Here is a 25,618-nt window from a genome sequence, read left to right as displayed (position 1 = left end):
CGGTCAGGGCGTGGTGTCGGTCTCGACGTAGGGCACGCGGCCGTTGCGCACGGCGCGGTAGTCGAGCAGAGCGGAGCCCACCGCCCCGAGCAGCAGCACGACGAACAGGACGACCCGGTCGTAGAAGTCGAACTGCGTGATGACCACCAGGACGACGATCAGCACCACCATCTTGGCGAGCCAGCTGCCCATCACGACGGCGCCCATCGTGGTGGCGCCCTTGCCGACGGTGTAGAGCATCGACCACACGGTGGTGGCGCAGAAGAACGCGGCCAGCGCCGCGCCGATCAGGGCACCCCAGAGGCCGGGCAGGCCCGCGACGAGGAGCCCGACCACGGAGCCCAGCACGGCGAGGCCGCCGACGAGGATCAGGCAGTCACGCAGAGCCGTACGCAGCACCGCCTGCTCGGCAGCGCCCCGCGGGGCGTTGGGGGCATCGGGCAGCTGCTCGGTCATTCGACGGTCTCCTTGGTCTTGACGTGCGCCTTGGCGGCGACACTCTCGGTCGCGCTCTGCGGTACGAGGGCGGGCTGCGCCGCGCCGACGGCGGCGGGCACCTTGGGGGTCTGCCCCGACAGGGCGACGTCGTCGTCCAGGAACCGGCCACGGTGGCGCAGCGGGCCCAGCGTGGCCAGCAGCGCGAGCACGACGAACACGGCGGTCCAGATCAGGACGATCTCCCAGTCCCACCGCACGAGCGCGGCGGCGCTGAAGGCGAACACGGCGGTCCACACGTACAGGATCACGACCGCGCGGCGGTGGGAGTGGCCGAGGGCCAGCATCCGGTGGTGCAGGTGCATGCGGTCCGGCGCCATGGGCGACTTGCCCGCGGCCAGCCGGCGGATCACGGCCAGACCCATGTCGAGCAGCGGCAGCATGAGCACCGCCACCGGCAGGAGCAGCGGGATGAACGCCGGCAGGGCCTGCGAGCCGCTCATCACGTCGGGCTGCACGTTGCCGGTCACGGTGATCGCTGCGCCGGCCATGACGAGGCCGATCAGCATGGACCCGGCGTCGCCCATGAAGATGCGCGCCGGGTGGAAGTTGTAGGGCAGGAAGCCCACGCAGACGCCCACGAGCACCGCCATCATCAGCGACGCCAGGGAGGAGTAGTCCTCCGCCGAGACCTGCTGGGTGAGCCCGTAGGTGTACAGGAAGAAGGCGGCGCCGCCGATGGCGACGATGCCGGCCGCGAGGCCGTCGAGGCCGTCCACGAAGTTCACGGCGTTCATGGCGACCACCACGGCCAGGACCGTGATGACCAGCGAGGTGCGCGACGACGTGATGGTCGTGCCGGCGATCGGCAGCGTGATGAGCTGCACGCCCTGCAGCGCCATGAACCCGGCGGCCAGCACCTGGCCCGCGAGCTTGGTGACCCAGTCGAGGTCCCACTTGTCGTCCGCCCAGCCGAGCCCGCACACGATCGCCGCGCCGCCGACGATGCCCCAGGCCTGGCGGTCGGAGAAGACGCCGGACAGGAAGGGCATCTGGGAGGCCAGCAGGACCGAGACGACGATGCCGATCAGCATCGCCAGCCCGCCGAGGCGCGGCGTCGGCACCAGGTGCACGTCACGCGCCCGGACCGCGGAGATCGCCGAGGTCTTCAGGGCCACCCACCGTGCGAAGGGCGTGGTCAGGAACGTGACCGCGGCGGCCACGAGCATCAGGAGCAGGTACACCCTCACTCGTCGTCCTCCGCGGCAGGGGCGGGGGGCTCGATCGGGTCGTCCTCGGGCGACGCAGCAGGGCCTTCGACGTCGGCGACCTTGCGCAGCTGCTCCAGCGTCACGGCGCCCTCGCGGACGATCCGCAGCACGGGGCCGGTCGCGTCCACGATCGTGGAGGCGACGCCGCCGGGGGCCTCGCCGCCGTCGAGGTAGACCGCGACGGACGCGCCGAGCTGGTCGCGCGCGTTCTCCACGTCCTGCGCGGCCGGGCTGCCCGACTTGTTCGCGCTGGACACGGCCAGCGGGCCGGTGCGCTTGAGCAGGGCGAGCGCCGCGGCGTGGTCCGGCATGCGCAGGGCGACGGTGCCGCCCGTGTCGCCGAGGTCCCACTGCAGCGACGGCTGCGCCTGCAGGATGACGGTGAAACCGCCGGGCCAGAAGGCCTCGACGAGCCGGCGGGCGTCGTCGGGCACGTCGGTCGCGAGACCGTCGAGGGTCGCGACGTCGCCGACCAGGACCGGCGGGGGCATCTGCCGGCCGCGGCCCTTGGCCGCGAGCAGGGCGGCCACCGCGACCTCGTCGAACGCATCGGCCGCGATGCCGTAGACGGTGTCGGTGGGCATGACCACCAGGGCTCCACGGGAGATCGCGTTCACCGCCTCGTCGATCGCGGGGCCCCAGGTCTGCGGGTCGGTGGCGTCGAGCACGGGCTGCACAGGCACACTCACGCGGACCAGTCTTTCACGCTTCGGGACCCTCCTGATGCCCGAGGCGGCGCGCGACCACCATGCGGGGCCGGCCGGTGAGGTCCTTGCGGGTCTCGGGCTCGCCGAACACGGGCCGCCCCTCGGCGTCGCGCGCGGCCGAGACCATGGCGCGGGCGGCCTCCGCCTGGACCTCGGCGTGCTCCATGACGTAGAGCCCGCCGGGGCGCAGCAGCCTGGCCGCCGCGTCCGTGATGCCGCGCGGCACCTCCAGCCCGTCCGGGCCCAGGCCGTAGAGCGCGACCGCCGGGTCGTGCTCGGCCACCTCCGGGTCCACGGGCACGGCGTCCGAGGGCACGTACGGCGGGTTCGAGACGACGACGTCGGCCGTCCCGTCGATCCCGTACAGCGCGGTGCGGGCGTCACCCTTGACCAGCCGGACGATGCGCTCGGGCGCCTCCTGCGGCTCCTGCGGCTCCGCGGCCAGGGCCGTGGCGGGGTCCAGGGCCGTGGCGGGGTCCAGGGTCGTGGCGGGGTCCAGCCCGGCCGCGACGGCGCTCAGGGCGTCGACGTTGCGCGCCGCCCAGGCGTGCGCGTCCTTGTCCAGCTCGACGGCGTGCACGCGCGCGCCGGGCACCTCGGTGGCCACGGCCAGCGCGATGGCGCCGGACCCGGTGCACAGGTCGACGACGACCGCGCCCGCGCCGCCGCGTTCGCCGACCACCTTGGCGGCCTCGTCGATCGCCACCTGCGCGACCTCCTCGGTCTCGGGCCGCGGCACGAACACCCCCGGCCCGACGGCCAGCTCCAGGTGCCGGAACGGCGCCACGCCCGTCAGATGCTGCAGGGGCTCGCGGGCGGCCCGCCGGGCGACCAGCGCCTCGAAGGCGCGCGCGACGTCGTCGGGCACCTCGCGGCCCAGCACGAGCAGCCGCCGCAGCTCCCCCCGGTCCACGCCGAACGCGTGCGCGAGCAGCGCCTCGGCGTCGGCCCGCGGCGACGGGACCCCGGCGGCCGCCAGCTCCCCCTCGGCCCACTTCACCAGCTGTGCGCTCACCGCGCTCCTCCGACCACGGCAAAAGCCTGCCCGACCCGGCCCGATGGCGCCAGGTCCGCCGTGATCGGGTGTGGCTCAGACACCGGAGGCCTCGGCCAGCCGGGCCGCCTCGTCGGCGTCGATCGCGGAGCGCACCACGGGACCCAGGTCGCCGTCCAGCACCTGGTCGAGGTTGTACGCCTTGTACCCCGTGCGGTGGTCGGCGATCCGGTTCTCCGGGAAGTTGTACGTGCGGATCCGCTCGGACCGGTCCACGGTGCGCACCTGCGAGCGGCGCAGCTCGGCGGACTCGGCGGCGGCGGCCTCCTGCTGCGCGGCGAGCAGGCGGGCCCGCAGCACGCGCATGGCCTGCTCGCGGTTCTGCAGCTGCGACTTCTCGTTCTGCATCGAGACCACGATGCCCGTGGGCACGTGCGTGATGCGCACCGCGGAGTCCGTCGTGTTCACGGACTGCCCGCCCGGCCCGGAGGACCGGTAGACGTCGATGCGCAGGTCGTTCTGGTCGATCTCGAGCTCGCCCGGGTCGTCGACCTCGGGGAACACGAGCACGCCCGCCGCCGAGGTGTGGATGCGGCCCTGCGACTCGGTGACCGGCACCCGCTGCACGCGGTGCACGCCGCCCTCGTACTTGAGGCTGTGCCAGACGCCGTCCTCGGGGCCCTGCACGCTCTTCGCCTTGATGGCGACCTGCACGTCCTTGTAGCCGCCCAGGTCGGACGCCGTGGCCTCCAGGAGCTGCGTGGACCAGCCGCGCTGCTCGGCGTACCGCAGGTACATGCGCAGCAGGTCGCCCGCGAACAGCGCGGACTCCTCCCCGCCCTCGCCGGCCTTGATCTCGAGGATCACGTCCCGCCCGTCGTCGGGGTCGCGCGGCACCAGCACCCGGCGCAGCTTCTCCTCCGCGGTCGACTCGGCCTCCCGCAGCGCGGGCAGCTCCTCGGCGAACGAGGCGTCCTCGGCCGCGAGCTCGGCGGCGGCCTCGGCGTCGTCGTGTGCCTGCTCCCACGCCTTGTAGGCCCCGACGACCTGGTTGAGCTCCGCGTAGCGGCGGCCCAGCGTGCGGGCGCGACCGGGATCGGCGTGCACGGCGGGGTCCGCCAGCGCCGTCTCGATCTCGGCGTGCTCGCTGAGCAGCGGTCCGACGGCGGCGAACGACTCGGTCACGGTCTCTCCTCGGTACAGGGCAAACGGGTCTGGGCAAAGCAACAGCGCCGGTGGTCCGGCGCCCGACTGCCCCTGGAGAGGTTGTCGGACCGGACCACCGGCGCTGCGGAGTCGCTACTTGCCGGCGTCCTTCTTGCCGTAGCGCGCCTGGAACCGGGCCACGCGGCCACCGGTGTCCATGATCTTCTGCTTGCCCGTGTAGAACGGGTGGCAGGCGCTGCAGACGTCGGCGGAGATCTTGCCGGACGTCTCGGTGCTACGCGTCGTGAAGGTGTTGCCACAGGTGCAGGTGACCTGCGTGACGACGTACTCGGGGTGGATTCCAGCCCTCATGTTGCTCCTTGGTGAGATGCCACTGGGTCGCCCTGCAGAACCGCGGGACGTGAACCAGCCAGCCAGCCAATCATTGTGCCACTACCTCGCCCGGATGGGCGAGGCAGTGGGGTGTGACGTGGATCAGACGGTCTCGCCGACGTTCTCGTTCTCCGTCAGACCACCCGGCGTCGTCTTCTGCACGTGCAGCAGGAACTCGACGTTGGTCTTGGTCTTCTTGAGCTGACCCAGCAGCAGCTCGGCGGCCTGCGTCTGGTCGAGCGCGCCCATGACGCGGCGCAGTTTGTAGACGATCGCGAGCTCGTCCTTCGACATGAGGATCTCCTCGCGCCGGGTGCTCGAGCCGTTGACGTCGATCGCCGGGAAGATGCGCTTCTCGGCCAGGGACCGCGACAGGCGCAGCTCCATGTTGCCGGTGCCCTTGAACTCCTCGAAGATCACCTCGTCCATCTTCGAGCCGGTCTCGACCAGGGCCGTCGCGAGGATGGTCAGCGAGCCGCCGTCCTCGATGTTGCGGGCGGCGCCGAAGAACTTCTTGGGCGGGTAGAGCGCGGCGGCGTCCACACCACCGGACAGGATGCGGCCCGACGCCGGGGCGGCCAGGTTGTAGGCGCGCGACAGGCGGGTGATGCCGTCGAGCAGCACCACGACGTCCTGGCCCAGCTCCACGAGGCGCTTGGCCCGCTCGATGGCGAGCTCGGCGACCAGCGTGTGGTCCGAGGCGTGGCGGTCGAAGGTCGAGGAGATGACCTCGCCCTTCACCGACCGCTCGAAGTCGGTGACCTCTTCCGGGCGCTCGTCCACCAGGACGACCATGAGGTGGACCTCAGGGTTGTTCAGCGAGATCGCGTTGGCGATCTGCTGCATCATCAGCGTCTTGCCGGCCTTGGGCGGCGCGACGATGAGGCCGCGCTGGCCCTTGCCGATCGGCGCGACGATGTCGATGACGCGCGGCGTCAGCTTGGTCGCCTCGGGGTTCTCCAGGCGCAGGCGCTCCTGCGGGTACAGCGGCGTCAGCTTGGTGAACTCGGGGCGCTCGCGCGCCTCCTCCGGCGTCATGCCGTTCACGGAGTCCAGGCGCACCAGCGCGTTGAACTTGTTGACCTTGGCGTTGCGCCCGGTCGCCTGCTGCGGCAGCTCCTCGCCCTCGCGCGGCTGGCGGACGGCGCCGACGACGGCGTCACCGCGGCGCAGGCCGGCCTTCTTGACCTGGTTCAGCGACACGTACACGTCGTTGTTGCCCGGCAGGTAGCCCGAGGTCCGCACGAACGCGTAGTTGTCGAGGATGTCGAGGATGCCGGCGACGGGCAGCAGCACGTCGTCCTCGCGCACCTCGACGTTGTCGAGACCCGCGACGTCCGGACCCTGGCGGCCGCGGCCGCGCTTGCGGTCCCGGCCACGGTCGCGACCCCGGCGGCGGCGCGAGCCGCGCTCGTCGTCGAGGTCGGCGGCGGCCGCGCGGTCGGCGGCGGCGCGGTCGGCGTTCCGGTCCGCGGCACGCTCGGTGCCGCGCTCGGTGGTCCGCTCCGCCGTCCGGGTGCCGGCGCGGTCGGCGGTGCCGCCACGGGTGCTCCGGGCGGTGCCGGACTGGCCGTTGCGGCCCTTGTCCTCGGCGGACTTGTCGGCGGTGCCGTCGGCGGCACCCTGGCCGCGGCCGGAACGACGTCCGTTCTGCTCGCGCGGCGCCGCGACGGCGTCGGCGAGCTGGGCGAGACGTGCGGCCTTGTCGGCTTCCGTGCTGGCGTCGGCGCGCACGCTCGAGGTGGCGACCTCGGCGGCGGCGACCGGTGCCTCGCTACGGACAGGCTTGTCGGTGGCGGGCTGCTCCGGGGCGGAAGCGGCACGGGCCGGGCGCTTCGTCGCGCCGCCACCCGTCTTCTCGCGGATCGAGTCCACGAGGTCGCTCTTGCGCATCCTGGAGGTGCCCTTCACGCCCAGGTCTCCGGCGAGTGCCTGGAGCTCGGCGAGGCGCATGCTGCTCAGCGCGCCCGTACCGGCCGCACGGCCGGTGGCTGACTGAGCGTTATCGGTGGTGTCTGTCACGAAGGACCCTTCCCCCTCGAACTGCGGCTGATCGCCTGAGCGCGGGCCGCGGGATAGTGGGCGCCCGGCTCGATGTGGCCAGAACGCGGAAAACCTCGCATCAGTGGTACGACGAAGGGGCTGACGGGGGCGTTGTCTGCCTTCTCGCGAGATGCGGTGGGCCGTGGATCACGGCCTGCAACGGGCACGGCTGAGCGGCTTTGACTGTAGCTGGGTAGGCGGTAAGGAACCGATGTTGAATCCGTGTTCCCGCCACCATGGCTCAGGACGTGCGATCCCGAAGGTTCACTGCATACTACCACCCCGTACTGCTGGTGATCCTGGTCCGGCATGACTTGTGTTCGCCCCTGACGGACCGGACGATAGCGCACCCGTGTTACCGGTAATCCTCCTGGCCCGCGCGCCTGTCAGATCGATCCCCGGGCTCAGCCTGCGCCAGCCCGCGGTCTCGTCCACCAGGTCCGCCAGGACGGCGTCCCGCGCGGCCCGGTGGCCGGGCCCGGCGAGCACCAGGACGGTCGGCCCGGCACCCGAGACGGTGGCCGGGACACCCTCGTCCCGCAGCGCCCGGAGCAGCTCGGTGGAGGCGCCCAGGACGCCCGCGCGGTACTGCTGGTGCAACCGGTCCTCCGTGGCGTCGAACAGCAGCTCCGGACGCCGGGCCAGGGCCTCCACCAGGAGTGCCGCCCGGCCCGCCGTGAACGCGGCGTCGCCGTGCGACACCCGCGCCGGCAGGGCCGCACGCGCCCGCGCCGTCGCGAGCCGCACGTCGGGCACCAGCACCGTGGCCTCGATGGCCGGGTCGATGTCGAGCCCGACCGCGCGCGGCCCGGCGTCGGTGGTCCACGCGACCGTGGCGCCGCCCTGGATGGCGGGCGCCGCGTTGTCCGGGTGCCCCTCGAACTCGGTGGCCAGCCCCAGCACCGTGGCGGCGTCGATCGCGCGCGGGTCGGCCAGCAGGGCGCGGGCCGCGACGATCCCGGCCACGACGGCGGCCGACGACGAGCCGAGCCCCCGGCCGTGCGGGATCACGTTGTGGCACGTCATGTGGATGCCGGTCGGCACGGCGCCGGCCAGGTCCATCGTGCGCCGCAGCGCACGCACCACCAGGTGGTCCTCCCCGAGGGGAACCTCCCCGGCCCCCTCGCCCTCTACCTCCACGACCACGTCGGAGCTCGCCACCAGGCGCACCTCGACCTCGTCGTACAGGGCCAGCGCGAGGCCGAGCGAGTCGAAGCCGGGCCCGAGGTTAGCGCTGGTAGCGGGCACCCGGACCCGCACGTGGTCGGCGCCGAGCTGCATCAGAGTGAGAGCGCGTCGGCGATCGAGACGACGTCGGCGGAGACCCGCACGGGCTCCACCTCGCCGCCGTCCGGCGTACGCAGCGCCCAGCCCGGGTCCTTGAGCCCATGGCCGGTCACCGTGATGGTGATGCGCGCCCCCGCGGGCACCAGGCCGCGCTCGTGGCGGGCCAGCAGACCCGCGACGCCCGCCGCGGACGCCGGCTCGACGAACACGCCGACCTCGGCCGACAGGATGCGGTGCGCGGCGAGGATCTGCTCGTCCGTCACGGCCTCGATGACGCCGCCGGAGGTGTCCCTGGCCTGCTCGGCGAGCTCCCACGAGGCGGGGTTGCCGATGCGGATGGCGGTGGCGATCGTGTCCGGGTCGTCGACGGGGTGGCCCTTGACGATCGGCGCGGCACCGGCGGCCTGGAAGCCCCACATGGCCGGCGCGTGGCTCGCGACGCCGGACTCGGCGTACTCGGTGAAGCCCTTCCAGTACGCCGTGATGTTCCCGGCGTTGCCCACGGGCAGCAGGTGGATGTCCGGGGCGTCGCCCAGCGCGTCCACGATCTCGAACGCGGCGGTCTTCTGGCCCTCGATCCGGTCGGGGTTGACCGAGTTCACGAGCTCCACGGGGTGCGTGTCGGCGAGCTTGCGGGCCGCCACCAGGCAGTCGTCGAAGTTGCCGTCGACCTGCAGCAGGCGGGCGCCGTGCGCCACCGCCTGGCTCAGCTTGCCCATGGCGATCTTGCCGTCCGGCACCAGCACCGCGCAGAGCATGCCGGCGCGCGTCGCGTAGGCGGCGGCCGACGCCGACGTGTTGCCCGTCGACGCGCACACCACGGCCCGGGCGCCGCGGCCCGCCGCGGCGGAGATCGCGGCCGTCATGCCGCGGTCCTTGAACGAGCCGGTCGGGTTCATGCCCTCGACCTTGACGTAGACGTCGGCGCCCGTGCGCTCGGACAGCGCCGGGGCCGGCACCAGCGGCGTGCCGCCCTCGCCCAGCGTCACGATCTTCTGCTGGAGGTGGGCGGGCAGACGGTCCGCGTACTCGGTGATCACACCGCGCCACAGGCGCGAGATGGGCGGGACGCCGGAGCCGGCGGACGGGACGTTCGGTTCAGCGGGCAGCACGGGCACGGTTCAGCCTTCGACTCTCAGGACGGACGTGATCTCGCGGACCGGTTCGAGCGTGCGCACGGCCGCGATGGTGGCGGCCAGCGACGCCTCACGGGCGGCGTGGGTGGTCAGGAGCAGCTCGGCGGTGCCCTCGGAGGGCCCGGTCTGGCGCACGGTGTCGATCGAGACGCCGTGGTCGCCCACGACGCCCGCGACCTGCGCGAGGACACCGGGCAGGTCGGCCACCAGCAGGCGGACCTGGTAGCGCGTCACGGCGGCGTCCGCCGGGAGCAGCGGGCGCGCCGCGTACGTGGACTCCTGCGGGCCCTTGCCGCCGAGCACGCGGTGGCGCGCGGCCGAGACGACGTCGCCCAGCACCGCGGACGCCGTGGGCCGGCCGCCGGCGCCCTGGCCGTAGAACATGAGCGGTCCGGCGGCGTCGGCCTCGACGAAGATCGCGTTGAACGCGCCCTTCACGCCCGCCAGCGGGTGCTCCAGCGGCACGAGCGCGGGGTGCACGCGCACGGAGACGCCCTCGCCGGTCTGCTCCGCGATGGCCAGCAGCTTGACCGCGTGGCCGGTCCGGGCGGCCCACGCGACGTCGTCCGAGGTGACCCCGGTGATGCCCTCGCGCGCGACGTCGTCCGCCGAGACGCGGGTGTGGAAGGCGAGGCTGGCCAGGATCGCGGCCTTGGCCGCGGCGTCGTAGCCCTCGACGTCGGCCGTGGGGTCCGCCTCGGCGTAGCCGAGCTCCTGCGCCTGCTTGACCGCCTGGTCGAGGTCGAGCCCGCTGGTGGCCATCTGGTCGAGCACGTAGTTGGTGGTGCCGTTGACGATGCCCAGGACGCGGCGTACGTGGTCGCCCGCCAGGGACTCGCGCACGGGACGCACGATGGGGATGGCGCCCGCGACGGCGGCCTCGTAGTAGATGTCGACGCCGGCGGAGTCGGCCGCCTTGTAGAGCGTGGGACCGTCGGCGGCCAGGAGCGCCTTGTTGGCGGTGACCACGGCGGCCCCGCCCTCGATGGCGCGCAGCAGCAGGGCGCGGGCCGGCTCGGTGCCGCCCATCACCTCGACGACGATGTCCGCGGCGTCCACGAGGGACTCCGCGTCCTCCGTGAGCAGCTCACGCGGGACGGCGGCGTCGCGGGGACGGCTCGCGTCGCGGACGGCGATGCCGGCGAGCTCGAGCGGCGCGCCCGCGCGGGCGGCGAGATCGGTGCCCTGCTCCAGCAGCATCCGGGCCACCTCGGTGCCCACGACGCCACAGCCCAGCAGTGCGACACGCAGCCCGCGGGCGGGCTCGGGGACAGGCACAGCGATCCTGCTTTCGTCTTCGGGGGACGTCCGCTCCCGGTGCGGTTCCGCACGGGTCGGGACGATGCGACCAGGGTAACCGGAGCGTCCGGCATGCGGGCGCTGTGTCTCACGGGAGCCGTCGTCCTGCCGAGATAGAACCCTGGCGAAGTAGAACCCTGGCGAGATAGAACCGCAGCGAGACAGAACGCCGGCTGGCGTTCTGTCTCGCTGCAGTTCTACTTCGCTGCAGTTCTACTTCGCTGCAGTTCTACCTCGGAGGGGGGAGGTCAGGCCTCGTTGACCCCGTGGCAGACCTTGTACTTCTTGCCCGAGCCGCACGGGCACTGCGCGTTGCGCGGCGTGCCGGGGAACGTCCGGCCGTCGCTCGTGGCGGCCGTGGCCTCGCCGTGCAGCGACGCCCGGCGGCGGGCGCCGTCCGACGACTGCATGAACGCCGAGCCCGAGCCGTCCTCGCTCGGCGCCGAGTACGTCAGCGGCTGCTGCTGGGCCGGGGCGTCCAGGCCCTTCGCGAGCAGGATCGGCTCCGTGGCCGCGCCCGCCGCACGGCGCTGGCGCGGGGGCGGCGGCTGCTGCCCCTGCTGCGGGACGGCGGCGGGGGCGACCACCGGGATCTGCGTGGTCGGCGGGGCGTCCGGCTGGCCCGTGCCCAGGCGGCCGCGGGGCGGCACCGGCGCGGCCGCGGGCAGCTCGGGACCGCCGTCCGTGGCCTGCTCGGCGTCGGGCTGCTGGACCGTGACCTCGAGGTTGAACAGGAACCCGACCGACTCCTCCTTGATGGCGTCGGTCATCGCCTGGAAGAGCTGGAAGCCCTCGCGCTGGTACTCGACCAGCGGGTCGCGCTGCGCCATGGCGCGCAGCCCGATGCCCTCCTTGAGGTAGTCCATCTCGTAGAGGTGCTCGCGCCACTTGCGGTCCAGCACGGAGAGCACCACGCGGCGCTCGAGCTGCCGCATGGCAGGCGGCGAGAGCTCGTCCTCGCGGGCCTGGTAGGCCACCCGCGCGTCGGACAGGATCTCCTCCAGCAGCATGTCGCTGGTGACGCGGTCCATGCCGTCCGCCTCGTCGGCGATCTCCTCCGGCGTCAGCGACACCGGGTAGACGGCCTTCAGGGCCGTCCACAGGGCGTCCAGGTCCCACTGCTCGGGGCTGCCCTCGGCGGTCGCGTTGGTCACGTACTCCGTGATCGTGTCCGTGAGGAAGTGCTGCACCTGCTCGCGCATGTCCTCGCCCTCGAGCACGCGCAGGCGCTCGGCGTAGATGACCGTGCGCTGGCGGGACAGGACGTCGTCGTACTTGAGGACGTTCTTGCGGATCTCGAAGTTGCGCGCCTCGACCTGACCCTGCGCGGACATGATGCCGCGCGTGACCATCTTGGACTCGAGCGGCATGTCGTCCGGGAAGCCGGCGCGGTTCATCATCGACTCGGCGAGGCCGGAGTTGAACAGGCGCATCAGGTCGTCCTGCATCGACAGGTAGAACCGGGACTCCCCCGGGTCGCCCTGCCGGCCGGAGCGGCCGCGGAGCTGGTTGTCGATGCGGCGCGACTCGTGGCGCTCGGTGCCCAGCACGTACAGGCCGCCGGCGGCCTTCACCTCGTCGTGCTCGGTGGCGACGCGGGCCTTGGCCTTCTCCAGCGCCTCGGGCCAGGCTGCCTCGTACTCCTCCGGCGTCTCGACGGGGTCGAGGCCGCGCTCGGCGAGCTCGCCCACGGCGAGGTGCTCGGCGTTGCCGCCGAGCATGATGTCGGTACCGCGGCCGGCCATGTTGGTGGCGACCGTGACGGCGCCCTTGCGGCCCGCCATGGCCACGACGGAGGCCTCGCGCTCGTGCTCCTTGGCGTTGAGCACGTTGTGCGGCACGCCGGCCTTCTTCAGCTTGGCGCTGAGCAGCTCGGACTTCTCGACGCTGGTGGTACCCACCAGGACCGGCTGCCCGTAGGCGTGCCGCTCCACGATGTCCGCGACCACCGCGTTGAACTTGCCGTCCTCGTTCTTGTAGACGAGGTCGGGCTGGTCCAGGCGCTGCGGCGAGTTGTTCGTGGGGATCGGGACGACGCCGAGCTTGTAGGTGCCCTGGAACTCGGCGGCCTCGGTCTCGGCCGTACCGGTCATGCCCGAGAGCTTGCCGTACAGGCGGAAGTAGTTCTGGAGGGTGATCGTGGCGAGCGTCTGGTTCTCCGCCTTGATCTCCACGCCCTCCTTGGCCTCGATGGCCTGGTGCATGCCCTCGTTGTAGCGACGGCCGGCGAGGATACGGCCGGTGTGCTCGTCGACGATCATGACCTCGCCGTTCAGCACGACGTAGTCCTTGTCGCGCTTGAACAGCTCCTTGGCCTTGATGGCGTTGTTCAGGAAGCCGATCAGCGGCGTGTTCAGCGACTCGTACAGGTTGTCGATGCCGAGGTAGTCCTCGATCTTCGCGATACCCGGCTCCAGCACGCCGACCGTGCGCTTCTTCTCGTCCACCTCGTAGTCCACCGTCGGGACCAGGCGGAGCACGACCTTCGAGAACTCCGTGTACCAGCGGTTCGCGTCGCCGGCCGCGGGGCCGGAGATGATCAGCGGGGTACGGGCCTCGTCGATGAGGATGGAGTCCACCTCGTCGACGATGGCGAAGTTGTGCCCGCGCTGCACCAGGTCGTCCGTGGACCAGGCCATGTTGTCACGCAGGTAGTCGAAGCCGAACTCGTTGTTCGTCCCGTAGGTGATGTCGGCGGCGTACATCTCGCGACGCTGCGCCGGCGTCTGGCCCGACAGGATGACGCCCGTGGTCAGGCCCATGAACCGGAACACGCGGCCCATCAGCTCACCCTGGTACTTGGCCAGGTAGTCGTTCGTGGTGATGACGTGCACGCCGTCGCCCGACAGGGCGTTGAGGTACGCGGCGGTCGTGGCCACCAGCGTCTTGCCCTCACCGGTGCGCATCTCGGCGATGTTGCCGAGGTGCAGCGCCGCACCACCCATGATCTGCACGTCGAAGTGCCGCTGGCCGAGCGTGCGACGGGCGGCCTCGCGGATCGCCGCGAACGCCTCCGGCATCAGCTCGTCCAGGGTCGCACCGTGCTCGAGACGCTCCCGGAACCGGGCCGTCTCCTCCCGGAGCTCGGTGTCGCTGAGCTCGACGAAGCTGGGCTCCAAGCGATTGACCTGCTCAGCCACATTGTGCAGCTTCTTCAGGACACGTCCTTCGCCGATGCGAAGGACCTTGTCGAGGATGGACACGCGGGTTCTCCCAGGTCGTCGTCGAGTTTTTCGCCGTCGCCCATCGTAGGCCGTAAACCTGAGCGGGTGGCCCGAAGCCGACGGCGGACCGACAGGGTTCGCTCTCGGGGTAACGATCACGGGAAGCATGCGGTTCCTGAGGCAGTCTTGGTCTCTCCCTGACGAACCGGAGACCGACACCGGATAGGGTGGTCACATCGCCCACCCGCCCGCGCTCGCGCGGCATGCCGTCCAGTGCTCGACCCGGGTCCCGCGCCCGGCACCCCTGGCACGACGTCCTGTCCACGAGCCCTGACAGGACGGAACGGACGTGCTTCCGGTACTCCTCGCCCACGGCGTCCTGGCCCTTGCCGCGCCCGCACTCTTTGCCCGCCTCGGACGACGCGCCTTCTGGGTGCTGGCCCTCGGTCCCGCCGGGGCCGCTGCGTATGCCCTGTCCCAGACGTCGGCGGTCTTCGCCGGCCGCACGCCCACGGAACGCGTGGAGTGGATCCCCGCGCTCGGCCTCGCCGTCGACCTGCGGCTCGACTCCCTGTCCTGGCTGATGCTGCTGGTGGTCGGGGCGGTCGGCGCCCTCGTGCTGCTGTACTGCAGCGCCTACTTCGCCCGCGACGCGCGCGGCCTGGGCCGGTTCGGCGGGTTCCTCGTGGCCTTCGCCGGCTCGATGGCGGGCCTCGTCACCGCCGACGACATGCTGCTGCTGTTCGTGTTCTGGGAGCTCACCACGGTGTTCTCCTACCTCCTGATCGGGCACTACGCGGACCGCACGTCGTCGCGCCGGGCGGCCATGCAGGCGCTCGTGGTGACCACCGCGGGCGGCCTCGCGATGCTGGTCGGCGTGGTCGTGCTCGGGGTCACCGCCGGTACCTGGAGCATGTCGGCCGTCATCGCCGACCCGCCGGCCGGGCCCGCGGTGACCGTCGCCGTGGTCTGCCTGCTGGCCGGGGCGGCCACCAAGTCCGCCCTGGTGCCCACGCACTTCTGGCTGCCCGCCGCGATGGCCGCGCCCACGCCCGTGTCCGCCTACCTGCACGCGGCCGCCATGGTGAAGGCCGGCATCTACCTGGTGGCCCGGTTCGCGCCCGCGTTCTCGGACCTGACGGCGTGGCGCGTCGTCGTGCTCGTGCTCGGCGGCACCACGCTGCTGCTCGGCGGGTACCGGGCGCTCAAGCAGCACGACCTCAAGCTGGTCCTCGCGTTCGGCACGGTCTCCCAGCTCGGGCTCCTCACGCTGCTGCTCGGCTACGGCACGCGGGCCACCGCGCTGGCGGGCCTGGCCCTGCTCGGCGCGCACGCCATGTTCAAGGCGTCGCTGTTCCTCGTGGTCGGCGTGGTCGACGCCGCGACCGGCACGCGTGACCTGCGCAAGCTCGCCGGCGTCGGACGTCGCCTGCCCGTCACGGCCCTGGCCGCGACCCTGGCGACGGCCTCGATGATCGGCCTGCCACCGTTCGCCGGCTACGTCGCCAAGGAGGCGGCGCTGGTGGCCTGGGAGCACGACGGCGACGTGCTCGGCCGCGTGATGACCGTCGTGGTCGCCGTGGGCTCGGCCCTCACCGTCGCGTACGGGCTGCGCTTCCTGTGGGGCGCGTTCAAGCCCCGCCTGCCGGCCACGGCCGAGCTCCCAGAGCAGGAGGCCGCGCCCGGCACCGTGCACCCGCAGCCGTTCTGGATGGTCGCGCCGCCGCTGGTCCTGGGCGTCCTCGGCCTGGTCGTGGCCCTCGTGCCGCAGGTCGGCCAGGAGCTGCTGGCCCCGTACGCGAACACCTACCCCGCCGGCGAGCCCGGCCACCTGGCGCTCTGGGAGGGGTTCACGCCCGCCCTCGCGATCACCGTCGCCGTGTTCCTGGCCGGCGGCCTCGCGTTCTGGCAGCGCGCGCGGATCGAGCGGCTGCAGGACTCGTTGTGGTCCCCCGACGGCGCCGACGTGCTCTACCGCCGCTTCATGCGCAAGCTCGACCGCCTGGCCAGCGACGTCACGGCCGGCACGCAGCGCGGTTCCCTGCCCTTCTACCTGGGCGTCATCCTCGTGACGCTCGCCGTGGGCCCCGGGCTCGCGCTCGCCCTCGGCCTGGTCGGCGAGCCGGGCGGCCTGCCCGTCGCGGCCGACGCCGTGGGGCGCGACGGCGTGCTGCACCTCGGCCCGTTCGCGCTGGTGCCCTGGGACCGGCCCGCCCAGCTGGTCATCGTCGCCGTGGTCGTGCTGGCCGCGATCCTGACGGCGCGGGCCCGGCGGCGGCTCAAGGCCGTGATCCTGGCGGGCGTGGCCGGCTACGGCAACGCGGCCCTGTTCCTGCTGCACGGCGCCCCGGACCTGGCGCTGACCCAGGTGCTGTGCGAGACGCTGACCCTGGTGGTCATGGTGCTGGTGCTGCGCCGCCTGCCCCCGTACTTCTCGGACCGGCCGCTCGCGGCGAGCCGCTGGGTGCGCCTGGCGATCGGCGTCGTGACCGGGCTGGTCGTCATGACGTTCGTGGCCGCCGCTCCCCTGGTCCGCGTGCACACCCCGGTGTCGGTGGACTTCCCGGTCGAGGCCGAGACCTTCGGCGGCGGGCGCAACATCGTCAACGTCACGCTCGTCGACATCCGCGCCTGGGACACCGTGGGCGAGATCTCCGTGCTGCTGGTGGCCGCCACCGGCGTCGCCTCGCTCGTCTTCCTGCGGCAGCGCAGCGGCGACGTCCTGCGGCTGGACCGGGCGGCGAACGCCCAGGCCGTCACCTCCGGCGACCGCGCCGGCAACCAGCCGGCCCGGCGCGGCAAGTGGCTGCTGGCCGGGCCCACGCTCGACCCCGGGCAGCGCTCCATGCTGTTCGAGGTGCTGACCCGCGTGATCTTCCACCCCATGATCCTGTTCGCCCTGTTCCTGCTGTTCAGCGGGCACAACGCGCCCGGCGGCGGGTTCGCGGCGGGCCTCGTGGCCGGCCTGGCCCTCACCGTCAGATACCTGGCCGGCGGCCGGTTCGAGCTGGGCGAGGCCGCGCCGGTGCACCCCGGCCTCGTGCTCGGCACCGGCCTGTTCCTGTCGGCGGGCGTGGGGCTCGTGGCGCTGCTCGCCGGTCAGGAGGTGCTGGAGAGCACCATCCTCGACCTGCACATTCCGGTGCTGGGCGACGTCCACCTCGTCACCAGCCTCTTCTTCGACATCGGAGTGTTCCTCGTGGTCATCGGCCTGGTCATCGACATCCTGCGGAGCTTCGGCGCGGAGCTGGACCGGCAGGCGGAACCCTTCGCCTGGTCGATCGGCGAGCGCCGGCGGGTCGAGGTCCGTACCGGGGGTGACCACGCATGATCGTGCTCGACACCGTGCCCTCGGGCGCCCTGCTCCTGACGGTCGGCGTGCTGTTCGCCGCCGGGGTCTACCTGCTGCTGGAGCGGTCCCTGACCCGCGTGCTGCTCGGCTTCGTGCTGATGGGCAACGGGGCCAACCTCGCGATCCTCGTGGCCGGCGGCCGTGCGGGCGCGCCGCCCATCACCGGCGCCACCGCCGAGCCGATGAGCGACCCGCTGGCCCAGGCCATGGTGCTGACGTCGATCGTCATCACGCTCGCGCTGGTCGCGTTCGTGCTGGCCTTGGCCTACCGGTCCTGGCAGCTGCACGGGCACGACGAGGTGCAGGACGACCTGGAGGACACCCGCATCGCCCGGCTCGCCGACGCGGACGCGCCGTCGTACGCCGACAGCGACGCCGAGGAGTCCGGGTCCACGCTCGACGAGGAGGCCGTCGCCGTGCGGGACGAGGTCGCCCTGCCGGACCGCGAGACGCCGTCCGGCACCGCTCGCGGAGGGGAGGACGCATGACCCCGTGGAGCGTGGAGACCCTCGTCCCCCTGCCCGTGCTGGTGCCGCTGTTCGCCGCGGGCCTGGCCCTGGCGCTGCACCGGTACGAGCGAGCGCAGCGGATCATCTCCGTGGTCGCCCTGTCCGTGGTGGTGGCCGCCGCCGCGGGCCTCGTGGTCGCGGCCCAGGGCGGGCCGGTCGTCATCGACGTCGGCGGGTGGGCGGCGCCGGTCGGCGTCAACCTCGTGGCCGACCCGCTGGCCGCCCTGATGCTGCTGGTCAGCAGCGTGGTACTGCTCTGCGTCCTGCTCTACTCGATGGCGCAGGGCATCGCCGACGGCAACGACCGCACGGCGCCCGCCACCAAGGACACGAAGATCCTGCAGGAAGCCATCCGGGGGCAGGACGCGGACGCCGACGAGGACACCCGCCGCGACGTGCTGCCCGTGGCGATCTTCCATCCGACGTTCCTGATCCTCGCGGCGGGCGTGGCGGACGCGTTCCTGGCCGGCGACCTGTTCAACCTGTACGTCGGCTTCGAGATCCTGCTCGCCGCGTCGTACGTGCTGCTCACGCTGGGCGGCACCGTGGAGCGCATCCGCGCGGGCAGCGTGTACGTGGTGGTCGCGCTGCTCAGCTCGATCGTGTTCCTCGTCGCCGTCGGCCTGGTCTACGCCGCCACGGGCACGGTGAACATGGCGCAGCTCGCCGAGCGCCTGCCCGACATCGACCCCGGCGTGCGGCTCGGCATCCAGGGGCTGCTGCTGCTCGCGTTCGGGATCAAGGCGGCCATCTTCCCGCTGTCCGCGTGGCTCCCCGACTCCTACCCGACGGCGCCGGCCCCGGTCACCGCGGTGTTCGCGGGCCTGCTCACCAAGGTGGGCGTGTACGCGATCCTGCGCACCCAGACGCTCCTGTTCCCGCGGAACGAGGCCCTGGAGAACGTGCTGCTCGTGCTGGCGCTGGCCACCATGATCGTCGGCATCCTGGGCGCGGTCGCGCAGGACGACGTGAAACGTCTGCTGTCGTTCACGCTGGTCAGCCACATCGGCTACATGATCTTCGGCGTCGCGCTCGCCACCCAGGCGAGCACCGCCGCGGCCATCTTCTACGTGGTGCACCACATCACGGTGCAGACCGCGCTGTTCCTGGTGGTGGGGCTGATCGAACGCCGCACCGGCACCACGTCGCTGGACCGCCTGGGCGGCCTGGCGACCATGGCGCCCGGCCTGGCCGTCCTGTTCTTCGTGCCCGCGATGAACCTCGCGGGCATCCCGCCGCTGTCCGGGTTCCTGGGCAAGGTGGGCCTGCTGGAGGCCGGTGTGGTGGACGGCTCCGGGCTGGCCTGGGTGCTCGTGGTCGGCTCCGTGGTCACCTCGCTGCTCACGCTCTACGCCGTGGTCCGGGCCTGGAACAAGGCGTTCTGGCAGCCCTGCCCGGAGAAGCTGCCCGAGCCGACGCCCCTGCCCTGGGGCATGGTCGGCCCGACGGCGGCCCTGGTCGCCGTCAGCGTCGGGCTCACCGTGGTGGCCGGCCCGCTGTACGCCTACGCGGACCGGGCGGCCGAGTCCGTCATGGACGGGCGCACCTACATCGAGGCCGTGTTCCCCGACGGCGCGCCACGCGGCACCGGCGAGTCGAACAAGGCCACCGACCACACCGAGGAGGTGGAGCCGTGAAGCAGCCCGACCCTGCCCAGGGACCGGGGCGCCGACGTGCGCGCCGGCTCGTGACGCTCTGGCCCACGATGGTGGTGGGCGCCCTGATCTGGGTGCTCCTGTGGGGCGACCTGTCGTGGGCGAACGTCATCTCGGGGGCCGTGCTCGGCGCCCTCGTGGCGCTGGCGTTCCCGCTGCCGCCGATCGGCACGGCCACGACCGTCCGGATCGGGCCGCTGCTGCACCTGCTCGGCCGGTTCGTGGGCGACCTCGTGCTCGCGTCGTTCCAGGTGGCATGGACCGCGGTGGTGCCCGGCCGGGCGGCCCGCGGCGGCCCGACGCCGCACGGCGCGCTGGTCTCGGTGCCGCTGCGCACCGACTCGGACCTGTTCATCGCCACGACGGCCGGCCTGTCCTCGCTGGTGCCCGGGACGCTCGTGATCGACCTCGACCGGCCGACCAGGACCCTGCGGCTGCACGTGCTGGACATCGCGGCGTCGGGCGGCCCCGAGGCCGTCCGGGACGCCACGCTGGACCTGGAGGCCCGGCTGCTGCGCGCGTTCGCGCCGAGCGCCGAGCTGGCCCGCGTGGGGCTCGCTCCCTACACCCTGGACAAGGAGGAACGCCGATGATGCTCATCATCGGAGTGGTCGCGACCACCCTGCTCGCCGTGGGCGCGCTGCTCGCGGTGGTCCGGATCGAACGCGGCCCCACCATGCTGGACCGGACGGTGGCGTTCGACGTGCTCACCACGGCCCTCGTGGGCGCCATCGCGGTCGAGGCCGCGATCTCGCGCCGCACCGAGTCCGTGCCGATCCTCGTGGTGCTCTCGCTGGTCGGGTTCATCGGGTCGGTGACGATCGCGCGGTTCGCCGCTGTCGAGCCGCCCAAGAACGGCACGGCCGCGCAGCGGTCCGGGCCGCGGCCGGGTGCGGGCGCCGCAGGCGGCGCCGGTCCCGCCGCTCCCGGGTCCGTCGGGTTCGCCGGTCCGAACGCCGGTTCGTCGGGCTCCGGGGTCGGGCCCGGCCCGGACGCCGCCGGCCGGAAGGAGGAGTCATGACCCTCGTGACCGACATCGCCGCAGCCGTCTGCCTGCTGCTCGGCGCGTTCTTCTCGTTCTCCGCCGGAGTGGGCGTGGTGCGGTTCGACAACCTGCTCTCGCGGATGCACGTCGTGGCCAAGCCCCAGGTGCTGGGCCTGCTGCTCCTGCTGGCCGGCGTCGCGCTGCGGCTGCAGGACCGGGGGTCGGCGACGATGCTCCTGCTGGTGGCGATCTTCCAGCTCATGACGTCGCCCGTGGCTGCCTACATGGTGGGCCGGTCCGGACTGCGCACGCGCTGCGTGGACCCGGCCGTCCTGGAGATCGAGGAGGACGAGTTCCCGGCGCGCGAGGCGTCCGGCCGCTGAGCCCCTGGGCTCAGGCCGCGCCGCCGCTGCTGGCGGCGGGCTCGGAGTCGGACACCGCGGCGGCCCGCCGCTCCGCCTGCGCGTCGCGCAGCTCCTCGGCGGCGTCGTACCCGAGGGCCGCCTCGGCCGCCTCGTCGGCGAGGGCCAGGCCGGCCGTGCCGTACAGGTGGAACACCGCGTCGGCGCCGTGCCGCTCGAGCTCGGCCACGTCGTCGTCGTACCGGGCGACGGCGGCGACCGTGCCCTCGAAGCCGCTCGCCCGCAGCTGGGACAGCGCGATGAGGTTGGCCGCGTGGAAGGGCATGGCGAGGATGGCGAGGCGGACGGCGCCCGCGCTCCGCACCCGGCCCCAGAACTCGATGTCCGTCGCGTCGGCCTGCACCACGGTGAAGCCCTCGGTGCGCAGGGCGGCGACGCGGGTCGGGTCGTGCTCGACGCCCACGACGTCCATGCCGTAGTCGTCGCGCAGCTGCCGCACGGCGCCGCGGCCGACCCGGCCCATGCCGAGCACGAGCGCCTCGGCCCCGGACACGTCGATGAGCCGCTCCTCGCGGTGCAGCCACTCGTTGGGCTTGGACGGGAAGCGCTTGGCCAGCGACATCGCGAACTCGTTGCCGCGCGTGTTGATCGCGGAGGACAGCACGAAGCTGGCGGCGACGGCGACGGCGAGCACCACGAGCCACTCGTCGTCCAGCAGGCCGGTCTGCGAGCCGACGGCGACCACGATCAGACCGAACTCGGAGTAGTTGGCCAGCACCAGCCCGGACAGGATCGCGGTGCGTTTGCGCAGCCGCATCAGGCGCAGCAGCACGGCCGTGACGATGGCCTGCAGCGGCAGCATCAGCAGCAGGAGCAGCCCGATGATCGCGGCCTGCCAGCTCAGCTCGCCGGAGAAGCCGATCGACACGAAGAAGCCGACCAGCAGCAGCTCCTTGACGGTGAACAGGTTGCGGGACAGCTCGGTGGCGGCGGGGTGGCCGGCCAGCAGCATGCCCATCACGAGCGCGCCGAGGTCGCCCTTCAGCCCGACGGCGTCGAACAGCGCGTAGCCCGGGCCGAGCGCGACGGCCACGCCGAACAGGGCCTGGAGCTCGCCGTGACCCACCTTCGACCAGACCTTGCGCAGCAGCCAGGCGCCCGGGACCAGCAGCACGAGGGCGAACGCCCAGGGGCTCGGCGGGTGGTCCGAGGAGACGGACAGGAAGACGACGGCGATGAGGTCCTGCATGACGAGCACGCCGATGGCGATCCGGCCGTAGAGGGCGGACTGGTCGGACCGGCCGTCGAGCACCTTGACCACGAACACCGTGGAGGAGAACGACAGGGCGAGCCCGAGCAGCGCGAGCACGCCGAGGCCCTCGCCCGCGAGCATCGAGAACCCGACCACGCCGAGCAGGCCGAGGAACCCGACCGCGATGGCGACGCTGACCAGCAGGTGCGCGACGGTCGTGAACCAGACGTCCCGGCGCAGCAGGGTCTTGACGTCCAGCTTGAGGCCGATGCCGAACAGCAGCAGCGTCACGCCGAGATCGGCGATGGTCTCCAGGTAGGGCGGCTCGGCGATGCCGGCCGCATGGAGCGCGAACCCGGCCACCAGGAAGCCGACCAGGGGCGGCAGCCGGAGCAGCACCGCCCCGAGCCCGGCCGCGACCGTAGCTACCAGAAAGATCGCTGCCGTCGCCATGGACAGAGTTTAGTTGTCGCGTGTTTCAGGAAACCGCCGCCGCGGCCCGCAGCGCGGGTGAAAGCGTGCCCTTGGCCTCGACCGCCACGCCCTCCAGGCCGAGCCACCGGGCCATGGTGTGCAGCTCGTGCGCCAGGCGGGCGGGCGTGCCGTCCGTCAGGGTCGGTTCCGCGTGCGCGGACTGCACGCGCAGCACGCCCGCGGCACGGTCGGCCTTGAGGTCCACCCGGGCCGTGAGCTGGGAGTCCTCGAGGAACGGCAGCACGTAGTAGCCGTCGGTGCGCTGGGCGGCCGGGGTGTAGATGCCGATCCGGTAGCGCATCCCGAACAGCCGCTCCAGCCGCGTGCGCTCCCACACCAGCGGGTCGAACGGGGCCAGCAGGGCCTGCCCCGCCGCGCGCCGCGGGCGGGCCGCGTCGCGGTGCAGGAACCACTTCTCGGCGCCCCCGGCCACGCGCGCGGGCAGCAGCACGCCCTCCTCGGCCAGCTCGGCCAGGGCCCGGTCCGCGACCGGCCCCTTGAGCCGGTAGTAGTCCTTGACGCTGCGCGCGTCGCCGATCCCCTGCGCCCGCGCGCCGAGCTCCAGCAGGGACTTCTTGGCCTCGAACTCCGGCACCTCGACCAGGGCCGACGGCGGCAGCACCCGCTCCGGCAGGTCGTAGAGCCGCTCGAACTGCGAGTTGCGCCCGGCGGAGACCACCTCGCCGGTGAAGAACAGGTGCTCCACGACGCGCTTCTCGGTGCTCCAGTCCCACCAGGTGCCCCGCTTGCGCCGCACCGAGCGGCCCTCGGACACGAACCGGTCGTGGATCTGGGAGGCGGACAGCGGGCCCTCGGCCGCCACGAGGTCGTGCACCTCGCGGACCTGCGGCGCGTCGGGCAGGCGGACGCCGTCCAGCTCCTTCCAGTCGTACTCCGTGGCGAACCACTGCCGCCGGAACGCCAGCAGCGGCCACGCGTGCGGCGGCACGTAGGCCGCGACGTGCGCCCAGCTCTCCACCAGACGCCGGTCCGTGGCCGCGGCCCGGCCCGACCGCCGGGCGTGCCGGCCCGACGCCGTGGCCCGGTCCAGCAGGTCGGTGTCGTACGGGCCGAGCCGCGCGAACAGCGGCAGCTGGTGCGCCCGGGCGAGCACGTTCACCGAGTCGATCTGGAACAGGCCGAGGCGGTCGATCACGCCCTGGACGTGCCGCATGGTGCGCGGCCCGTCGGTACGCGGGCGGTGCAGGCCCTGGGCTGCGATGGCCACACGGCGTGCCTGGTCGAGGGACAGCGAGATCGGTTGCACGGACCCATCCTGCCCCGCACCACTGACACTCCCCCGAGCCCCCGCGTGTCAGACGTACAGGTCACTCGAGGGACCTGTACGTCTGACACGGGCGGTGGGCTGTGGGCGGTGGGCTGTGGACAACCAGCGGCGAGGCGCGGCGGCGGGCAGGGTGGGCGGATGCGCCCCGTCCGCGAGCTCGCTCGTCTGCTGCTCCCCGTCGCCTGCCCGTGCGGCGAGCTCGACGTGCCGTGGTGCGCCCGCTGCGCGGCCCTCCTGGCCGGCCCGTTCGTCCGGGTCGAGCAGGGCGCGCCGCGCCTGGACCGGCTCGACGGCGTGCCGCCGGTGCCGGTGTGGGCGCTGACGCCGTACGCCGGCCCGGTGCGCGACGTCGTCGTGCACTGGAAGGACCGCGGGCGCACCGACCTCGACCGGCTGCTCGCACCAGCGCTGCGGCGGGCCGTCGCCCGCCTCGCCCCGGCGCTCCCCCCTGCCCGGCCCGTCGTCGTCGTGCCCGTGCCCTCCACGTCGGCCGCCCGCCGGGCCCGCGGCCGCGCGCCCGTGGCCGTCCTCGCTCGCGCCGTGGCGGGCGGCCTGCGGGACGGCGGGGTGCCCGCGTGGGTGGTGCCGGCCCTCGTCCGCACCGGTCGCGGACGGGACCAGGTGGGTCTCGGCGCCCGCGCCCGCGGGCGCAACCTGACCGGTTCCGTCCGCATGACGAGACGTGGGGTGCGGGCCCTGGGACAAAGATCCATGTGCATTCTTGTGGACGACGTCCTGACGACCGGCGCGACGCTCGCCGCCGTCGAACGGGCCCTCGAACACCGCGGTCACGACGTCCTGGGGGCAACCGTGCTGGCAGCGACGCCGGCCCCCGGGACGCGCGGCGCGGATCGCCCGGCAGGTGCCCATCGGGTGAAAGCGACGTATCGATCCGAACCTCAAAGTGTGACAGATCTGTGTCGTCCTGTTCACCGTTAGTTGGGACTGTCGTTACTCAGGCGACGGAGTTAGCCTGAACGTCCCACGCAGGATCCGAGGCCCGACGAAGTCGTCGGCCGTACGCGACGGGAGGTGGTTCGTGCCCGGCACCAGCAGGGGGTGCCAGACCCAGTAGAGACGGGTGCGCGCCGCCGGCAAGGGACGGCGTGGCCCAGAGTTCCCGGAGCGGAGATACGCACATGGAAATTGTCGTTGTCGGCAGGCACACGGACGTGGCAGACCGTTTTCGCCAGCACGTGGAGGACAAGCTCGCCAAGGTAGAGCTCCTGTCCCCGTACGTACGCCGGGTGGATGTGGAGGTCACGCACGAGAACAACCCGCGGCTCTCCGAGAACCGCGAGCGCGTCGAGCTCACGCTGCGCGCGAAGGGCCCGGTGATCCGCGCCGAGGCAGCGGCGGACGACCGCTTCGGCGCCCTGGACCTCGCCATCGACAAGCTGAACGAACGACTGCGCCGAGCCCGGGACCGTCGCAAGGACCACCGGAACAACAAGGTGCTCGCACCCGTGGACGTCCGTACCCTCGACGAGATCCTGACCGACGCCGGATCCGAGGACGGACCCGAGCCCCAGATCTCGACCCCGGCAGCGCTGGCCGCGCCGGGTGACTCCGTGGAGACCACGATCGGCGACTCGCCGGTGGTGATCCGGCAGAAGCTGCACCACGCCGACCCGATGACCCTCGACGACGCCGTGTACGAGATGGAGATGGTGGGCCACGACTTCTACCTCTTCATCGACAAGGAGACGTCGCGGCCCTCTGTGCTCTACAAGCGCAAGGGCTGGTCGTTCGGTGTGATCCAGCTCGACAACCCGTGCGGCGGCGCCCCGGTCACCGACCTGGCGTAGCCGAGCCCGGGCCACGCCGAAGGCCCGGTAGGACGCAAGGGGCGAGGCGGAACCGTTC

The 25,618-nt window shown here is 72.7% G+C and carries 21 protein-coding genes; 8 read left to right on the top strand and 13 right to left on the bottom strand.

What is annotated here, in order from left to right:
- Positions 1–3 precede the first annotated feature (3 nt).
- The 11 genes from ACFU5G_RS06950 to secA all read right to left on the bottom strand — a co-directional run bounded on the left by ACFU5G_RS06950 (position 4) and on the right by secA (position 13,914).
- Positions 4–456, bottom strand: coding sequence for a hypothetical protein (locus ACFU5G_RS06950; protein ID WP_377242121.1), 453 nt, complete (start codon positions 454–456; stop codon positions 4–6).
- Positions 453–1,685, bottom strand: a complete 1,233-nt coding sequence (locus tag ACFU5G_RS06945) for an MraY family glycosyltransferase (RefSeq protein ID WP_377242119.1) — start codon at positions 1,683–1,685, stop codon at positions 453–455. Before ACFU5G_RS06945 ends, ACFU5G_RS06950 begins: the two co-directional genes overlap by 4 nt.
- Positions 1,682–2,389, bottom strand: a complete 708-nt coding sequence (locus ACFU5G_RS06940; RefSeq protein WP_377242172.1) for an L-threonylcarbamoyladenylate synthase — start codon at positions 2,387–2,389, stop codon at positions 1,682–1,684. The genes ACFU5G_RS06945 and ACFU5G_RS06940 overlap by 4 nt, the downstream gene beginning before the upstream one ends.
- Positions 2,390–2,408: 19 nt before the next feature.
- Complete coding sequence (locus tag ACFU5G_RS06935) at positions 2,409–3,428, bottom strand: N5-glutamine methyltransferase family protein (RefSeq protein ID WP_377242117.1); 1,020 nt, start codon at positions 3,426–3,428, stop codon at positions 2,409–2,411.
- A 75-nt stretch (positions 3,429–3,503) separates the two neighbouring features.
- Complete coding sequence (gene prfA / locus ACFU5G_RS06930) at positions 3,504–4,592, bottom strand: peptide chain release factor 1 (protein WP_377242115.1); 1,089 nt, start codon at positions 4,590–4,592, stop codon at positions 3,504–3,506.
- Between the two features lie 114 nt (positions 4,593–4,706).
- A complete protein-coding gene (gene rpmE / locus ACFU5G_RS06925) occupies positions 4,707–4,925 on the bottom strand; it encodes a 50S ribosomal protein L31 (protein ID WP_142039125.1) in 219 nt (72 codons plus the stop codon).
- 123 nt (positions 4,926–5,048) lie between these two features.
- Positions 5,049–6,899, bottom strand: coding sequence for a transcription termination factor Rho (gene rho / locus ACFU5G_RS06920; RefSeq protein WP_377242170.1), 1,851 nt, complete (start codon positions 6,897–6,899; stop codon positions 5,049–5,051).
- A 354-nt stretch (positions 6,900–7,253) separates the two neighbouring features.
- Entirely contained in the window at positions 7,254–8,270 is a 1,017-nt protein-coding gene (thrB, locus tag ACFU5G_RS06915) for a homoserine kinase (protein ID WP_377242113.1), read from the bottom strand.
- A complete protein-coding gene (thrC, locus tag ACFU5G_RS06910; protein ID WP_377242168.1) occupies positions 8,270–9,337 on the bottom strand; it encodes a threonine synthase in 1,068 nt (355 codons plus the stop codon). Before thrC ends, thrB begins: the two co-directional genes overlap by 1 nt.
- Positions 9,338–9,397: 60 nt before the next feature.
- Complete coding sequence (locus ACFU5G_RS06905; RefSeq protein WP_377242110.1) at positions 9,398–10,690, bottom strand: homoserine dehydrogenase; 1,293 nt, start codon at positions 10,688–10,690, stop codon at positions 9,398–9,400.
- Positions 10,691–10,959: 269 nt separating this feature from the next.
- Positions 10,960–13,914, bottom strand: a complete 2,955-nt coding sequence (secA, locus tag ACFU5G_RS06900; RefSeq protein ID WP_377242108.1) for a preprotein translocase subunit SecA — start codon at positions 13,912–13,914, stop codon at positions 10,960–10,962.
- 310 nt (positions 13,915–14,224) lie between these two features.
- Between secA and ACFU5G_RS06895 the strand changes: the two genes are divergently transcribed.
- From ACFU5G_RS06895 to mnhG, 6 genes are read left to right on the top strand one after another with little or no spacing between them, the layout of a single operon-like run.
- Positions 14,225–17,206 carry a Na+/H+ antiporter subunit A gene (locus ACFU5G_RS06895; RefSeq protein WP_377242105.1) on the top strand — a complete coding sequence of 994 codons (2,982 nt, stop codon included), beginning with the start codon at positions 14,225–14,227 and terminating at the stop codon, positions 17,204–17,206.
- Positions 17,203–17,715 carry a Na(+)/H(+) antiporter subunit C gene (locus tag ACFU5G_RS06890; RefSeq protein WP_377242103.1) on the top strand — a complete coding sequence of 171 codons (513 nt, stop codon included), beginning with the start codon at positions 17,203–17,205 and terminating at the stop codon, positions 17,713–17,715. Before ACFU5G_RS06895 ends, ACFU5G_RS06890 begins: the two co-directional genes overlap by 4 nt.
- Complete coding sequence (locus ACFU5G_RS06885; protein ID WP_377242101.1) at positions 17,712–19,373, top strand: Na+/H+ antiporter subunit D; 1,662 nt, start codon at positions 17,712–17,714, stop codon at positions 19,371–19,373. Before ACFU5G_RS06890 ends, ACFU5G_RS06885 begins: the two co-directional genes overlap by 4 nt.
- Entirely contained in the window at positions 19,370–19,984 is a 615-nt protein-coding gene (locus ACFU5G_RS06880; protein ID WP_377242100.1) for a Na+/H+ antiporter subunit E, read from the top strand. The genes ACFU5G_RS06885 and ACFU5G_RS06880 overlap by 4 nt, the downstream gene beginning before the upstream one ends.
- Positions 19,981–20,412 carry a monovalent cation/H+ antiporter complex subunit F gene (locus ACFU5G_RS06875; RefSeq protein ID WP_377242098.1) on the top strand — a complete coding sequence of 144 codons (432 nt, stop codon included), beginning with the start codon at positions 19,981–19,983 and terminating at the stop codon, positions 20,410–20,412. Before ACFU5G_RS06880 ends, ACFU5G_RS06875 begins: the two co-directional genes overlap by 4 nt.
- Positions 20,409–20,759, top strand: a complete 351-nt coding sequence (mnhG, locus tag ACFU5G_RS06870; RefSeq protein ID WP_377242096.1) for a monovalent cation/H(+) antiporter subunit G — start codon at positions 20,409–20,411, stop codon at positions 20,757–20,759. Before ACFU5G_RS06875 ends, mnhG begins: the two co-directional genes overlap by 4 nt.
- Positions 20,760–20,769: 10 nt before the next feature.
- On the opposite strand, the gene ACFU5G_RS06865 is transcribed toward mnhG, so the two are convergent.
- Both ACFU5G_RS06865 and ACFU5G_RS06860 read right to left on the bottom strand, forming a co-directional pair.
- Positions 20,770–22,443, bottom strand: a complete 1,674-nt coding sequence (locus tag ACFU5G_RS06865) for a cation:proton antiporter (protein WP_377242094.1) — start codon at positions 22,441–22,443, stop codon at positions 20,770–20,772.
- Positions 22,444–22,468: 25 nt separating this feature from the next.
- The gene (locus ACFU5G_RS06860) at positions 22,469–23,731 is read right to left on the bottom strand and encodes a winged helix-turn-helix domain-containing protein (RefSeq protein ID WP_377242092.1); all 1,263 of its coding nucleotides are present in this window, start codon (positions 23,729–23,731) and stop codon (positions 22,469–22,471) included.
- 159 nt (positions 23,732–23,890) lie between these two features.
- Here ACFU5G_RS06860 and ACFU5G_RS06855 point away from each other — a divergent pair, with 159 nt between their 5' ends.
- Positions 23,891–24,691: a ComF family protein gene (locus ACFU5G_RS06855; protein WP_377242089.1), complete on the top strand. Its 801-nt coding sequence runs from the start codon at positions 23,891–23,893 to the stop codon at positions 24,689–24,691.
- Between the two features lie 200 nt (positions 24,692–24,891).
- Positions 24,892–25,560, top strand: a complete 669-nt coding sequence (hpf, locus tag ACFU5G_RS06850; RefSeq protein WP_026366089.1) for a ribosome hibernation-promoting factor, HPF/YfiA family — start codon at positions 24,892–24,894, stop codon at positions 25,558–25,560.
- The last annotated feature ends 58 nt before the right edge of the window (positions 25,561–25,618 follow it).

Source organism: Promicromonospora sp. NPDC057488 (assembly GCF_042802395.1).
Lineage (GTDB): Bacteria > Actinomycetota > Actinomycetes > Actinomycetales > Cellulomonadaceae > Promicromonospora.
This window is presented reverse-complemented; position numbering and strand designations above follow the sequence as displayed.

What these genes read in the sequence shown, in the direction of transcription:
- ACFU5G_RS06890 (WP_377242103.1), top strand. Translation starts at nt 17,203, where the DNA reads ATGATCGTGCTCGACACCGTGCCCTCGGGCGCCCTGCTCCTGACGGTC.
- ACFU5G_RS06855 (WP_377242089.1), top strand. Translation starts at nt 23,891, where the DNA reads ATGCGCCCCGTCCGCGAGCTCGCTCGTCTGCTGCTCCCCGTCGCCTGC.
- ACFU5G_RS06875 (WP_377242098.1), top strand. Translation starts at nt 19,981, where the DNA reads ATGATGCTCATCATCGGAGTGGTCGCGACCACCCTGCTCGCCGTGGGC.
- mnhG (WP_377242096.1), top strand. Translation starts at nt 20,409, where the DNA reads ATGACCCTCGTGACCGACATCGCCGCAGCCGTCTGCCTGCTGCTCGGC.
- thrB (WP_377242113.1), bottom strand. Translation starts at nt 8,270, where the DNA reads ATGCAGCTCGGCGCCGACCACGTGCGGGTCCGGGTGCCCGCTACCAGC.
- rho (WP_377242170.1), bottom strand. Translation starts at nt 6,899, where the DNA reads ATGCGCCTCGCCGAGCTCCAGGCACTCGCCGGAGACCTGGGCGTGAAG.
- ACFU5G_RS06885 (WP_377242101.1), top strand. Translation starts at nt 17,712, where the DNA reads ATGACCCCGTGGAGCGTGGAGACCCTCGTCCCCCTGCCCGTGCTGGTG.
- ACFU5G_RS06865 (WP_377242094.1), bottom strand. Translation starts at nt 22,443, where the DNA reads ATGGCGACGGCAGCGATCTTTCTGGTAGCTACGGTCGCGGCCGGGCTC.
- ACFU5G_RS06950 (WP_377242121.1), bottom strand. Translation starts at nt 456, where the DNA reads ATGACCGAGCAGCTGCCCGATGCCCCCAACGCCCCGCGGGGCGCTGCC.
- rpmE (WP_142039125.1), bottom strand. Translation starts at nt 4,925, where the DNA reads ATGAGGGCTGGAATCCACCCCGAGTACGTCGTCACGCAGGTCACCTGC.
- hpf (WP_026366089.1), top strand. Translation starts at nt 24,892, where the DNA reads ATGGAAATTGTCGTTGTCGGCAGGCACACGGACGTGGCAGACCGTTTT.